Source organism: Streptomyces sp. NBC_00846 (assembly GCF_045207325.1).
Taxonomy (GTDB): Bacteria; Actinomycetota; Actinomycetes; order Streptomycetales; family Streptomycetaceae; genus Streptomyces.
The window spans coordinates 1,549,929-1,563,532 of sequence record NZ_CP108846.1; the positions used below are offsets into that span (position 1 = coordinate 1,549,929).

The 13,604-nt window shown below is 68.5% G+C and carries 10 protein-coding genes and 2 pseudogenes; 4 read left to right on the plus strand and 8 right to left on the minus strand.

Annotation, left to right across the window (positions count from 1 at the left end; genetic code table 11):
* The first annotated feature begins 168 nt into the window (after nucleotides 1-168).
* The 3 genes from OG936_RS07210 to OG936_RS07220 all read left to right on the plus strand — a co-directional run bounded on the left by OG936_RS07210 (nucleotide 169) and on the right by OG936_RS07220 (nucleotide 3,688).
* A complete protein-coding gene (locus tag OG936_RS07210) occupies nucleotides 169-858 on the plus strand; it encodes a maleylpyruvate isomerase family mycothiol-dependent enzyme (RefSeq protein ID WP_406493328.1) in 690 nt (229 codons plus the stop codon).
* A 10-nt stretch (nucleotides 859-868) separates the two neighbouring features.
* Nucleotides 869-1,522, plus strand: coding sequence for an MBL fold metallo-hydrolase (locus OG936_RS07215; protein ID WP_406493330.1), 654 nt, complete (start codon nucleotides 869-871; stop codon nucleotides 1,520-1,522).
* A 1,452-nt stretch (nucleotides 1,523-2,974) separates the two neighbouring features.
* Entirely contained in the window at nucleotides 2,975-3,688 is a 714-nt protein-coding gene (locus OG936_RS07220; RefSeq protein ID WP_406493331.1) for a reverse transcriptase domain-containing protein, read from the plus strand.
* Here the strand turns inward: OG936_RS07220 and OG936_RS07225 are convergent.
* From OG936_RS07225 to OG936_RS07235, 3 genes and pseudogenes are all read right to left on the minus strand, one after another.
* Nucleotides 3,592-4,644 (minus strand): tyrosine-type recombinase/integrase, encoded by a 1,053-nt coding sequence (locus OG936_RS07225; RefSeq protein ID WP_406493333.1) that lies wholly within the window; start codon nucleotides 4,642-4,644, stop codon nucleotides 3,592-3,594. The two genes, OG936_RS07220 and OG936_RS07225, sit on opposite strands and share 97 nt — an antisense overlap.
* A gap of 604 nt (nucleotides 4,645-5,248) precedes the next feature.
* Nucleotides 5,249-5,545 carry a DUF6225 family protein gene (locus OG936_RS07230; protein ID WP_406493334.1) on the minus strand — a complete coding sequence of 99 codons (297 nt, stop codon included), beginning with the start codon at nucleotides 5,543-5,545 and terminating at the stop codon, nucleotides 5,249-5,251.
* A gap of 162 nt (nucleotides 5,546-5,707) precedes the next feature.
* Nucleotides 5,708-5,878: pseudogene (locus OG936_RS07235) on the minus strand (Tn3 family transposase); the annotation flags it as partial.
* A 288-nt stretch (nucleotides 5,879-6,166) separates the two neighbouring features.
* Here OG936_RS07235 and OG936_RS07240 point away from each other — a divergent pair.
* A pseudogene (locus OG936_RS07240) lies at nucleotides 6,167-6,238 on the plus strand (MBL fold metallo-hydrolase); the annotation flags it as partial.
* Nucleotides 6,239-6,358: 120 nt separating this feature from the next.
* On the opposite strand, the gene OG936_RS07245 reads toward OG936_RS07240, so the two are convergent.
* The 5 genes from OG936_RS07245 to OG936_RS07265 all read right to left on the minus strand — a co-directional run bounded on the left by OG936_RS07245 (nucleotide 6,359) and on the right by OG936_RS07265 (nucleotide 13,565).
* Nucleotides 6,359-7,360: a TerC family protein gene (locus tag OG936_RS07245; RefSeq protein WP_406493335.1), complete on the minus strand. Its 1,002-nt coding sequence runs from the start codon at nucleotides 7,358-7,360 to the stop codon at nucleotides 6,359-6,361.
* 264 nt (nucleotides 7,361-7,624) lie between these two features.
* On the minus strand, nucleotides 7,625-9,577 hold the full coding sequence (locus OG936_RS07250; protein WP_406493337.1) for a TerD family protein: 1,953 nt from the start codon (nucleotides 9,575-9,577) through the stop codon (nucleotides 7,625-7,627).
* Between the two features lie 178 nt (nucleotides 9,578-9,755).
* Complete coding sequence (locus OG936_RS07255) at nucleotides 9,756-10,334, minus strand: TerD family protein (protein ID WP_073747806.1); 579 nt, start codon at nucleotides 10,332-10,334, stop codon at nucleotides 9,756-9,758.
* A 132-nt stretch (nucleotides 10,335-10,466) separates the two neighbouring features.
* The gene (uvrB, locus tag OG936_RS07260; RefSeq protein ID WP_266745546.1) at nucleotides 10,467-12,602 is read right to left on the minus strand and encodes an excinuclease ABC subunit UvrB; all 2,136 of its coding nucleotides are present in this window, start codon (nucleotides 12,600-12,602) and stop codon (nucleotides 10,467-10,469) included.
* A 63-nt stretch (nucleotides 12,603-12,665) separates the two neighbouring features.
* Nucleotides 12,666-13,565, minus strand: a complete 900-nt coding sequence (locus OG936_RS07265) for an MHYT domain-containing protein (protein WP_406493339.1) — start codon at nucleotides 13,563-13,565, stop codon at nucleotides 12,666-12,668.
* Between the last annotated feature and the right edge of the window lie 39 nt (nucleotides 13,566-13,604).

A 13,604-nucleotide genomic window follows, 5' to 3' on the forward strand; every position in this document is an offset into this window, starting at 1 on the left:
CGCACCTTTCTGGAGAGAAATGGGGGAACTGAGCCGCTGTCCCAGGGTACGGGGGGCGCCACAGCGATGTACGAAGCTTTCGGCTCCGAGCGTATAGCACGCGCATTCGATTTACGGACGACTGCCGACTCCTTCACCCGATTGAGTGGCGGAGCTAGGCTCGGCATCATGATTGATCATGCGCACGACCTGGACGCCGTACGTGAAGCGACTGATCGACTGCTCAGCGCCACCGAGAAACTGGACGACGCCGCGCTCGCCCAGCCGTCGCGATTGCCGGGCTGGAGCCTGGGCCATGTCGTTGCGCATCTCTCTCGTAACGCCGACGCGCTCGTAAATGTTCTCCAGGGCCGCCCCATGTACGCAGACAGCGAAACCCGCGACCGCGACATCGAGCGCGACGCATCCCGGCCGAAGGCCGAGCAGCTGGCCGACCTGGCCGGGAGCGCGGCCCGCCTCATGGACGCCGCCTCGGCCCCGGCGGACTGGTCCCGCACGGTCACGCTGCGCAACGGCGTGACGGACTCGGCCTCCCGGATTCCCTTCCGCCGCCGCGTCGAGGTCGAGCTGCACCATGTCGACCTGGGCATCGGCTACGAGCTGGAGGATCTTCCCGAAGAGTTCGTCGGCCGGGAGATCGACTTCCTCACCGAGCGGTTCGACCGGCATCCGGAGGTCGTGCCCACGACGGTGGCCGCGGACGACGGCCGGTCCTGGACCACGGGCGGCGGTGCGGAGGGCGGCCCTGCCGTGGTCCGCGGCACCGCCCCCGAGCTGCTCGGCTGGCTCTGCGGACGCCGCGACGGGTCGGCGCTGACCGTCGAAGGCGGACCCCTTCCCGCGCTGCCCCCGCTATAGGCTGAGTCGTATGACGTACAGCGGAGCGGTCAAGGTCGGCGGACGTGCGGATGTGCACGAGTTGACGGATCTGATGATCTCCAAGGTCGCCGTCGGCCCGATGAACAACAACGCCTATCTGCTGCGCTGCCGGGCCACCGGCGAGCAGCTCCTGATCGACGCGGCCAACGAGGCCGGGACCCTGCTGCGGCTGATCGGTGACGACGGCATCGCCTCCGTCGTCACCACCCATCGGCACGGCGACCACTGGCAGGCGCTCGGCGAAGTGGTGGCGGCCACCGGCGCGCGTACGTTCGCCGGGCGGTACGACGCCGAGGGCATCCCGGTCCCGACCGATGTCCTGGTCGGCGACAACGACACGATCCGGGTGGGCCGGGTCGGCCTGACCGCCCGTCATCTCGTCGGTCACACCCCGGGCTCCATCGCGCTGATCTACGACGACCCGCACGGCGCTCCGCACCTGTTCACCGGGGACTGCCTCTTCCCGGGCGGTCCTGGAAGGACAACACTTCCGAAGGACTTCGACTCGCTGATGAACGACATCGAGGCGAAGCTCTTCGACCCGTTGCCGGACGAGACGTGGGTCTACCCGGGCCACGGCCATGACACCACGCTCGGTGCGGAACGCCCGCACCTAACGGAGTGGAGAGCCCGAGGCTGGTAAACCGGAACTCGCACAAGCGGGGCCGCTCTGAAAGGGGCCGGCCCCGCTTTGGTGTTCCCGCACCGCGCACACGGCGCCATGATCCGGCCACGCCCAAGCCATTCGGTCTGAGTGATCAGCACCGGCACGGCGATGTCCGCGTCGGCCGGATCCGCACGTGGAAGTGCGGGTCCCCGAGTTTCCCCGAACTTGACACAGGTGTGGTGCAGCAGGAGGGGCCCGCACGACCTGGTGGTCGGCGGGCCCCCTCCTCTTCTGGCTAGAAGAGAGCGGATCGCAACATCATCCGGGGTCGCCACGGTGCTCACCGGCCGCCGTACGTTGGCCCGACTCCGAGCCGCACCCCGCCCATGCCGGGCTCCGGCCGGGCGGTAGCCACCTTGTCCAACTTGGACAAGGTGGTTACGACGGGCGGGGCGCGGAAGGTGGCGGGGTGCGGCTCGGGTACTCCGGCAGCACGTTCGCGGGCGCCCTGCGGCTCAACCCACACGTCCGCTTGTGGCAGATCTGCCACGGGTCTGTTCGTCCAAATTGGACGAGCAGACACCCGCCGCGGCACGGGCGACGAGGAAGGTAGCGGCGGTGGGGACGAGAACACATGCCGCGAGCCACTCACCCCCATACGAAGCAGCACGCGCCCGGGAACGACGCAGCCAGCTCCTGGCCCCCGCAGCCCAGGGACGTAAGACGCAGGCAGCCGGTAGGCCCCGTGGCGAGAAGGCTGACGGCGTCTCTTCCCCCAAGTTGGGGGAAGAGACGAAGGCCCGGGAAACGGCGAAGGTGGCCGCGCTGGGGACGAGAACTGTGTGACATCCCGCGGTGCGCCACGAGGCGCAATGAAATCGAGTGAGGGTGAAAGGACCTCACCGCCGGTCAGTCGCAGCTGACCGGTGAAGCTGGGGGCAGCCGAAGTGCGGAAACGCGCACAACGGTGAGAGCAGCCCCGACAACGTACGGGACGGGTCGGCACTGTCAGATGGCCCGGGTCCGGCTAGCAGCGAGGAGAAGGTGTACGCGAGGAACCACTGTCCGAAGCTCTGTAACTGTCGCACTCGACTCAAACCTGACGGATACGGGTCGAGGTGCAGCGCGTGGCCGTCCCGGGATGCCGGGTTGGTCAACTCCGAAGCCGGATCGCGGGTCCGGTGGGGAGGCCATGTTGAAAGCCTGCGGCGTAGGCATGGCGAGGCTGCCGGGGTATAGGTGGGCACCTCCCTCCTTGATCGATTTCGTGGTGAACGTGGGAACCATCCGCAGTCGCCCTCTCCACCGGACAACCAGTCCGGTGGCGGGTAGGTCCGTTGTCGACTGAGGGCTGTCGGATGGGGCGGAGGCCCCGTAGTAGTCGTGGGAGTAACGACCCGTCAAGGAGACCGGGAAAGCCGGTCGCAGGGCCAAGGGGGCCAGCAAGCCAGCAGACGAAGTTACTGGAAGGTCAGGAGGTTGTCGCCGGTGAACACCGACGAACTTGAGCACGCCGTGTATCAGGCGGAGCGCAAGGTACTGAAGATCCAGACCAAGCTGCACTGTTGGGCCCGTGATGATCCTCATCGCAGGTTCGATGACCTCTTCAATCTCGTCGCCGATCCCGCCTTCCTTCTGGTGGCGTGGGATCGGGTGCGGAGCAACAAGGGTGCACGCACGGCCGGGGTGGACGGGCGCACAGCTCGATCCGTTGAGGCCGGGCAGGGCGTCGAGGACTTCCTCGACGGACTGCGGTCGCAGGTCAAGGACCGTAGTTTCCAGCCGCTGCCGGTGCGGGAACGGATGATCCCCAAGACGGGCGGCAAGCTGCGTCGCCTGGGAATCGCCACCGTGACCGACCGGGTGGTCCAGGCATCCTTGAAGCTGGTGCTGGAGCCGATCTTCGAGGCGGAGTTCCTCCCGTGCTCCTACGGGTTCCGCCCGAACCGTCGGGCTCATGATGCGGTGGCCGAGGTGCGTCACATGACGTCCCGCTCTTATGAGTGGATCGTCGAGGGCGACATCAAAGCCTGCTTCGACCGTGAACATGCCGCGAGCGGCCATCAGTTCGCGCAGGCGCCACCGGTAGCCGATCTGGCGTGCCATCAGCAGGTCCTTCCCGGCCGCAGAGCGGCTTCGATGGTGGCGTCCAGGACGCGGCGCAGGGAGCGGGTGCGGAAGTCGGAGGAGACGCAGGTGTAGATCGCAGTGGTCGAAGCATGGTCGTGGCCGACCTGTTGTTGGACGAACAGGGGGTCGTGGCCGTCCTCGATCAGGTGGGTGATGTAGGACCTGCGCAGCGAGTGGAACTCCAGCGCGGGGTCCAGGCCGACGGCTTCCCGGTAGGCGGCGAAGCGGGAGTCCAGCCGCTGGACCCCGACCCGCAGGCCTCGCTCGGACGGCCAGAGGGCCCGGCTTGGCGAATGCCGCATCCCGGGCCGCACCTCGCTGATCCATTCCTCGATCGTGCCGGGTGTCCAGTGCCAGACGGTCAGCACGCTGCGGCGCTTGGGTGGCGACCCCTTCTTGGCCTTGCCGTAGCGGACCAGCAGGGTGCCGAACTCACCGAACTCCCGGCCTTCTGGGTTGCGGCCGAAGTCGGTGAGGTCGAGCATCCGGGTCTCGTTGCGTCGAAGGCCGTAGGCGTAGGCGACCTTGAACAAGGTGGCGTCCCGGAAGGCCGGCAGCCAGCCCTTGCGGCCCTTGCCGCGAACACGCAGCACTTCCTCGTCGGCGTGGTCGAAGAACGCTTCCAGCTCGGGCCGGGTGAAGGCCCGTCGTTCCGGCTCGCCCTCGGCTTCGTCGGCGTGCGTTGCAGCGTTCCAGTCGTAGACCACCTGGACTGGGTGGGTACCGAAGTGCCGCAGGCACTCGTCGCTCCAGCCGTAGGCTGGGTTGGTCGGGAAGTCGCAGAACTGGCGCACGGAGCCCTGGTAGTTGCGCAGGGTGGAGCGGACGCATCCGTGCACGGCTCGCAGATCGGCCGACCACTCGTCGACGTGCTGCGGATTCCACGGCATCGCATCGGCGTGCCGGGTGAAGGCCCGTACCGTGCGTTCCTGGTCATCGGCGTACCCCAGCGAGAGATTCCGAGCGAGCTGCTGGTTGCGCCAGCCCTTGATCATCGCCTCAAAGACCTGCTCGTCCGGCCGCAGCAACGGCAGACCGTCAATCAGGTGCAGCCGAGCAGACCCTGGAACGAGGCCGTCCCCACCCATCCGCCATCACTCTCCGTCGATCGCATCTGACGCGAGAATTTCGCATCAGATGCGAGCCGGGGGCGTCTTCGCAGTTCAATCGCTCGATGGAGTGAGACCCGCAGATGTCCGCCGACAAGACCGCTACCGTACTTCCGAGACCAACGTGCCCGCGGGACTGCCGCCCTACAGCCCTGGGCCCGCCTCCAGGACGGGTGTCGCCTGTTCGCATCCGATGCAATTGGCGTCGGTAGGATCAATGGAACCGTGGTTATCGGTGAGATTGATCATGGTGGGGCTGGTGGGTGACACCGAACCCAGTGACGGCCCATCAGGTCCCTGCTCCGCGCCTCGGTAGGCTCGGTGCCAGCGCGGAAGGACCTCTGCGATTCAGCACCTTGTCCTCCAGGCCCCGGCACCCGTCATCGCGTAGGCCCTCGGCTACCACGACAAGACCGCCACCCGTCTGGTCACCGAAGCCGGCGGCACGTGGAGCCGATACGCCCCCGGCGACCGTGGACGGTGACGCCAGCCCCAAGGCGAACCCACCAATTTCACTGGCCGGTCACCGAACGTCGGTGGGGCGGCGCACGTAGGTGGCGGAGGGGTAGTCGGCAAGCAGAATCATCACCTCATCCCCATCGCGCAGCAGCGTGTCGTAGCGCGGGGCCGCATCGCTGGTGCCGGTCACCACATAGCGGGCGTCCTGCTCCTCGTCAGGATGCAGGGTGGTGGGTACCTGCGGCACCGCAACCCTCACCGGCAGCGCGTCGGGAAGGCCGGCCAGCGCTTGGCGGAGCTCGCCGACGGTCCACTCGGGCACGGCGTGCTCATAGGGCTCCACGTCATCAAGGCTCGTCACGCCCGGGATCGTAGCGGCGGGTATGTGCTGAGCACCAGGTACAGGCGCGCGATCGGGCGTGATCGATACCACCCACGACGCTCAGTAGCCACAGAACCGGTTTCCCGGCGAATACGCGACACATGAACATGCGGGCCTACCAGTCCCAAGGCCGTGCTTGAGCGGGGAGAGCCGGGCCACGTCCTCGTCCAGCACCGGGTGCTCGCGCTCCTCCGCGGGCAGCGCGCGCAGCTGCTCGACGGAGGCGTCCGGGTATCGGGTGGTCCACAGCACCGCGGCGTTGAGGACCAGGCCCAGCGCGCCGAGCTGGTCCTCCTGCCCCGCCGTGACCCGAACCCCTGCGCGAAGAGCACCACTCGTGGTATAGGCACCCACTCCATGATCCATCTCACCGATAACCACGGTTCCATTGATCCCCGAGGCCGAACACGTGCCGCAAGCCACTCACCCCTTACGAAGCAGCACGCACCCGCCTCCTCGCCCCCGCGGCTAAGGGACGCAAGGCACAGGCCGCAGGTAAGCCCCGTGGCGAAAAGGTCGACGGTGTCTCTTCTCCCAACTTGGGAGAAGAGACAGGCACGGCTCTGACCAGGGCAGGGGCGTAGCGCTACGGGAGCGGCGGGCCACGGCCACGACACCACGCTCGGCGACGAGCGTCCGCAGCTGCCGCAGTGGCGCGCCCTCGGCTGGTGACGGCGGCCGCGAAGGCACTCTCCACGCGTACGGACACCGGCCGGGGTGGGCAACGGATAGTTGCCCACCCCGGCCGGTGCTGGTTCCCATCCTGCCGGACGGCCGACGGGGAACGGTCGGTCAGGCGTCGACGCTGGAGCCCTCGTCCGCGGCCTTGTCCGCCTCCGCGACCGCCTCGGCCCGCTCCTGCTTTTTGTTGGCCACGAGGCTGGTGATCGTGGTGATCACCAGAACGCCGCAGATGACGCCGAGCGAAACCGGGATGGAAATCTCGGGGACGTGCACTCCGGACTCGTGCAGTGCGTGCAGCACCAGCTTCACGCCGATGAAACCGAGGATGGCCGAGAGGCCGTAGCCGAGGTGGACCAGCTTCTTCAGCAGGCCGCCGATCAGGAAGTACAGCTGCCGCAGCCCCATCAGGGCGAAGGCGTTGGCCGTGAAGACGATGTACGGGTCCTGGGTCAGGCCGAAGATCGCGGGGATGGAGTCCAGCGCGAACAGTACGTCGGTGGTACCGATGGCGAGCATGACGATCATCAGCGGCGTCAGAACGCGCTTGCCGTTGTTACGGATGAAGAGCTTGGTGCCGTGGTACCGGTCGGCGACCCCGAAGCGGCGTTCGATCGTCTTGAGGAGACGGTTCTCCTCGAACTCCTCCTCCTCGTCGGCCCGCGCCTCCTGGATGAGCTTCCAGGCGGTGTAGATCAGGAACGCGCCGAAGATGTAGAAGACCCACGAGAAGTTGGCGATGACGGCCGCACCGGCGGCGATGAAGATCCCTCGCAGGACCAGCGCGATCAGCACGCCCACGAGCAGTACCCGTTGCTGGAGGTGGGAAGGGACCGAGAACTTCGCCATGATCAGGACGAAGACGAAGAGGTTGTCGACACTGAGCGACTTCTCGGTGATGAAACCGGCGAAGAACTCACCCGATGCCTGACTCTCACCGAAGACCAGCAGGCCGAGTCCGAAGAGCGCGGCCAGTGCGATCCAGATGATCGTCCAGATTCCGGCTTCCTTGGTCGTCACGTCATGGGGTTTGCGCCCGATGAAGAAGTCGACGGCAATAAGGGCTGACAGACCAAGAATGGTCAGCACCCAGAGGGTCCATGAAACGTCCACTGCGCCTCCGGCAGTTCGCTACGGCTACTGATCAGCGTCGTCGCTGCCGGAGGTCTCTTCCACCCGGGCGCACGGGCTGCGCACCACGGGCCGGCGCCCCGGGACCGGTCACAGTCCGTACTGACGGGAACGCCGCGTATGGGAGTACTCCCCTCCGCTCAAAGAACAGTACAGGGATTACCAAGGAAAGGTAAAGACTAGGGTAAGGATCTTTCAAAAGAGCTGGTCAGATGGGTGAGTTTCGGTTGCCGCCGGCTTCGCCGCTCAGGCCCGCCGGGGGCGGCGGGCCGCGGCCACCCTGGCGAGCACCTGTTCGAGGACCCGGCTCCCGGGTGGCATCCTCAGTGGCTCGTACGTCCACGCGTGGCCCACCCAGGGATCGGCCAAGTGGTCGTCGGCGACCGGGGTGATCCGGAGCAGCGAGCGCCACAGCGGGTCGAGCACCGGTCCGTACGCGCCGGCGTCCTCCCGGTCCGCGACCATCAGCAGATGGACGCCGACCGAGGGTCCCTCGTCGGCGAGGTACCGGAGCTGGGTGACGGCCCGATCGTCGAAGCCGTGCGGGAAGTCGTTGACGATCAGCAGTTGCTCGCCCGTGTCCAGGTCCGGCGGAAGCGAATCCGCGGCACCGGCCCGTATCGCCATCTGCACCAGGTCGACGCGCCGGGTGAGCCGGGCGAGGACCGAGGCCACGCCCCCGGCTCCGGCGGCGGGCTGCCCGGCAAGGGCTCCGGCTTCGGCCAGCGGCGCGAGCGCTCCGGCCGCCGAGCCCGCAGGGTCGATGACATGGACGGAGAACTCGTCGGCCGGGTACACGGCCAGCAGCCGGGCCGCGTGCGCGACAGCGTTGTCCATGGCGAGGCGGCGCAGCTGAGCCGTATCCATGAGAGCCGCGGCCTCGGACGCCGTACGGCCGCTGTCGACCCAGATGCCCCGCTCCAGCGGCAGCCGTACCAGCAGCGGGATGCGCAGCTCCGGGCTCTCGGGCAGATGGAGCTCGCCGATGCTCAGCGCCATGGGGATCTCCATCGGGACGCGATAGGCGTGCCAGACGGGGTTGTCCCACCCCGCGAACGCGGCGGGGAGCGCGGGTTCGACGACGGCGGACTCGGCGGCGAGCTGGGCGAGGTCACGGTCGAGGGCCTCGCGGGCCCGGGCGGTCAGCTCGTCGCGCCTGGCCCGGGCCTGTTCGCGGGCCCGGTCACCGGCGCCGCCGATCCGGTTACGCGGGTCGGACAGAGCCCGGTCGAGTTCCTGGTCCATGCGGGACTCGGCGAAGTCGACGGCACTGCGGTACGCGGCGGTGGTGCGGGCCAGGTCCTCGAACATGCCCCAGATCTGGTTGTAGAGGCGCTCGTCCATCGACCAGCCGGTCGCGTCCCCGGCGACGGGCTGTGCGGGGCGGCCCGGCTCGGCGGGTGACGCGGTGGGCGGCGGCGGCGGGGGCGCGGTGGCCTGGCGGCGCGGGTGCGCGTAGTTGATGGGGCGGCCCGCCGTGGCCGCGGACGGCGGGGCGGTGGGTTCGGTGAGCGGTTCGGGTGGCTGGGCGGCCGTCGGTGGTGCGACGGGTGGCCGGGGGCGGTCCGCGTGCGCCACCGGGCCCGTGCCGTGACCGATCCGGCCGGTGTCCGGGGTGCGCGGCGGGGGCGGGGCGACCGAGCGGGCCGTCGCGCGAGCGACCGCGTCCTGGATCGCGTGGGCCAGCTCGGCCGCCTGGGGGAGCCCCTGGTCGGCGAGCATGGCGGAGAGGCCGGCCGCGTAGCCCTGGCCGACGGCACGGACCTTCCAGGCGCCCTGGCGGCGGTAGAGCTCCAGGGCGGTGACCGCGGACTCGGTGTCCAGGCCGGTGAGGGTGAAGGTGGCGATCTCGCTGCCGTCGAGCCCGGTGACGGCGACGTACGGCGCGGCGACCGCGCCGAACCGGACCGGGCAGTCGGCGCCCGTGGGCAGGGCCAGCAGCACGGTGACCCGGTGCACCGGGTCGGGCAGCGCGTCGAGGTCCACGGCGAGCCGGTGGTCGGCGGCGGCCTGTCGGGACACTTCGAGCCCGGGCAGCTGGGGCGATCCCGGGTGGGCGATCCACTCGGTGCCGCGTACCGTGCCGTTCTCGTCGCCGAGCGTGGCACCGGCCACGACGGGCGTACCGGCCGATACCCGGATCTCCAGACGGGTCTGGGGCAAGGTGTGGTTCTGCCCCCGGACCAGCTCGGCCGTCATTGCCCTGTCCCCTCGGTGAGTTGCTGCTGCGTCATGCGGTGCCGCGCGATGCGGCGTCATGCGGTCCGACACCGTAGGGACCGGTGCTATGTGGACCGGTGCCATGTGGTGCAGCTCCCGGCGGCCGATGCCTCCGGGAGCTGCGCGTGCCGATGTCGACCGGCCGGTCGGGCCGTGCCTACAGGTGCGGCAGGATCGCCGGCATCAGGTCCTGGAAGGTGCGGCCGTTGGCCGGGTTGCCGAGGGCGGTCATCTGCCATCCGTTCCCCGAACGGTGCACCTTCGCCATGATCTGGGCGGTGTACTGCCCGCCGCCGTCCAGCGTGTAGCGGGCCAGCTCCTGGCCGTTGGTCTCGTCGACGATGCGGCAGAAGGCGTTCTGCACCTCCTGGAACGTCTGCCCGGTGAAGGAGTTCACCGTGAAGACGATCTGGTCGATGTGGACCGGCACCCGCTGCAGATCGACGAGGATCGCCTCGTCGTCGCCGCCGGAACCGGCGCCGCCGACCAGGTTGTCCCCGGTGTGCTTGACCGATCCGTCGTCACTGACGAGGTGGCGGAAGAAGACCACGTCGACCGGCTGCTTGTCGGCGAACAGCACCGCCGACGCGTCGAGGTCGATCTCCCGCGTACGCGAACCGAACAGACCACGGCGCGGCGCCGCCTGCCAGCCGAGCCCCATCCGTACCGCGGTCAGGGTCCCCCCGTCGCTCTTCTGCAGGCTGATGGCCTGACCCTTGGTCATATTGACCGTCACGCGCTGTCCCCTCTCCGCTTGCCCCGCATCCGTCCGTGCGCGGTTTTCCCAGCACCCTACGCAGTCGCGCCGGAGGCGCGGCCGCTTGGGGCGATTTTGTATCGGTCCTGCAACACACCCGCCGCGACGGGGTCAGGCGAGACCCGCCTCCCTCATCTGGCGCAACTCCTTCTTCAACTCACCGACCTCGTCGCGCAGTCGGGCCGCCACCTCGAACTGCAGGTCCGCGGCGGCCGCCCGCATCCGGTCGGTCATCTCCTCGATGATTCCGGCCAGTTCGGCCGCGGGCCGGTCGGTGACCACCGCGCCCTTGCCTCCGGCCTTCTTGGCGCCGGCCGTCTTCGCGCCTGCCGTCTTGACGCCCAGCGTGGGAACGGGGGCCTTGGCACCCTTCGCCTGGCGGTAGCCGCTGCCGAGCAGCTGCTCGGTGTCGACCTCCTCCCGGGCGATCGTGGCGACGATGTCGTTGATCTTCTTGCGCAGCGGTTGCGGGTCGAGGCCGCGCTCGGTGTTGTAGGCGATCTGCTTCTCGCGGCGACGGTTCGTCTCGTCGATGGCCTGCGCCATCGCCGGGGTGATCTTGTCGGCGTACATGTGGACCTGTCCCGAGACGTTTCGGGCGGCGCGCCCGATGGTCTGGATCAGGGACGTCCCCGAGCGGAGGAAGCCCTGCTTGTCCGCGTCGAGGATGGCGACGAGCGACACCTCGGGCAGGTCGAGGCCCTCGCGCAGGAGATTGATGCCGACCAGTACGTCGTACTCGCCGGAGCGCAGCTCGCGCAGCAGCTCGATGCGGCGCAGGGTGTCGACGTCGCTGTGCAGATAGCGGACCTGGATGCCGAGCTCCAGGAAGTAGTCGGTGAGGTCCTCGGCCATCTTCTTGGTGAGGGTGGTGACGAGAACCCGCTCGTCCTTCTCGGCGCGCGTGCGGATCTCGTGCACCAGGTCGTCGATCTGGCCCTCGGTGGGCTTGACGACGACTTCCGGGTCGACGAGGCCGGTGGGGCGGATGATCTGCTCCACGAAGCCGTCCCCCCTGGACAGCTCGTACTTTCCGGGTGTGGCGGAAAGATAGACGGTCTGGTTGATCCGGCCCAGGAACTCCTCCCACTTCAGCGGGCGGTTGTCGAGCGCGGAGGGGAGCCGGAAGCCGTGGTCGACGAGGGTCCGCTTACGGGAGGCGTCGCCCTCGTACATGGCGCCGATCTGCGGGACGGTGACATGCGACTCGTCGAGGACGAGGAGGAAGTCCTCGGGGAAGTAGTCGAGGAGGGTGTTGGGGGCGGTGCCGGGTGAGCGGCCGTCGAAGTGCATCGAGTAGTTCTCCACACCGGAGCAGGTGCCGATCTGCCGGAGCATCTCGATGTCGTACGTGGTGCGCATCCGCAGCCGCTGGGCCTCCAGCATCTTGCCCTGCTTCTCCAGCTCGGCGAGGCGCTGCTCCAGCTCCTGCTCGATGCCGTTGACCGCCTTCTCCATGCGCTCGGGGCCGGCGACGTAGTGGCTGGCGGGGAAGACATGGAGGGACTGGTCCTCGCTGATGACCTCGCCGGTGAGCGGGTGGAGGGTGGAGAGCGCCTCGATCTCGTCACCGAACATCTCGATGCGGACGGCGAGCTCCTCGTAGACCGGGAAGATCTCGATGGTGTCGCCGCGGACCCGGAACGTGCCGCGGGTGAACGCGAGGTCGTTGCGGCTGTACTGGATCTCGACGAAGCGGCGCAGCAGCTGGTCGCGGTCGATCTCGTCACCGACCTTGAGCTGGACCATCCGGTCCACGTACTCCTGGGGCGTACCGAGGCCGTAGATGCAGGAGACGGAGGCGACCACGATGACGTCGCGCCGGGTGAGCAGCGAATTCGTCGCGGAGTGGCGCAGCCGTTCGACCTCCTCGTTGATCGAGGAGTCCTTCTCGATGTAGGTGTCCGACTGCGGGACGTACGCCTCGGGCTGGTAGTAGTCGTAGTACGAGACGAAGTACTCGACGGCGTTGTTGGGCAGCAGCTCGCGGAACTCGTTCGCCAGCTGGGCCGCGAGCGTTTTGTTCGGCGCCATGACGAGGGTGGGGCGCTGCAGCTTCTCGATCATCCAGGCGGTGGTCGCCGACTTGCCTGTGCCGGTCGCACCGAGCAGGACGACGTCCTTCTCATCCGCACGGATGCGACGCTCCAGCTCTGCGATGGCCGCGGGCTGGTCGCCGCTGGGCTGGTAGGGACTGACGACCTCGAAAGGCGCCACCGAACGTTCGATCTTCGAAACGGGCCGCATGCAACCACCGTACGACCCACCACTGACAACCGGGCCCGGCCGGTCGTGGTACCGGTCCGGGGGTCACCATTCCCCTGGCGGCGCGGGGTCGCGGGGCCTGGAGTGGAACGACGCCGGATCGGCATGTGTTCCGAACCTGGGGACCTGCCGCGGGACCGGCCGGGGGGCCGGGATTCCGGGGCGGCGTCCGGCCCCGTTCAGGGCCTTGGGGTCGTCCCAGTCCGGGGTGCCCATCACCATCAGGGGGTCGAACATCACGACCACCGCGGCCAGGAGCAGGAAGCAGCCGGGGCCGATCATCAGCGGTACGAGGGGGGCGGTCGGCCCTTCGTCCGAACCGGCGCCGACGAGGGCACCGGGATGCAGGTGGACGCTGAGCGCGGCCATTCCGGTGTAGTGCATGCCGCTCACCGCGACGCCCATCACGACACTCGCGCCGAGGCTGGGCAGGAAGCCGTGGATGGAGACGGCCGCCCAGAGCGCGACCGTGGCGGCCACCACGGCGATGACCACGGAGAGGGTCACGGTGACCGTGTCGTATTCGAACTGCCCCGGAAGACGCATTCCGGCCATACCCAGGTAGTGCATGGTGGCCATGCCGAGCCCGGTGATCGTGCCGCCCGTCACCAGTGCCATGCGGGTGGCGCCCCGGTACCCGACGATGAAGATGCCCATGGCGACCATGCCGATCGCGACCGCGAGACTGGCGAAGGTGATCGGCTTGTCGTAGTCGATGACCACCCCTTCGACGGAGAACCCCGTCATCGCGATGAAGTGCATCGTCCAGATTCCGGAGCCGATGGAGGTCGCGCCGAGGGCCAGCCAGCCGGCCTTGAAGGAACGCTCGGTGCGCAGCGAACGAGTCGTGCAGCGCAGCCCGAGGGCTGCGCCGAGGCAGGCCATGAGGAAGGCCGCGACGGGCGTCACCATTCCGTAGCTGAAACCGTCGATCGTGCCCTGCATGCTCGTACGCCCTTCGCGGAAGCCCGGGTTCGAGGTGAC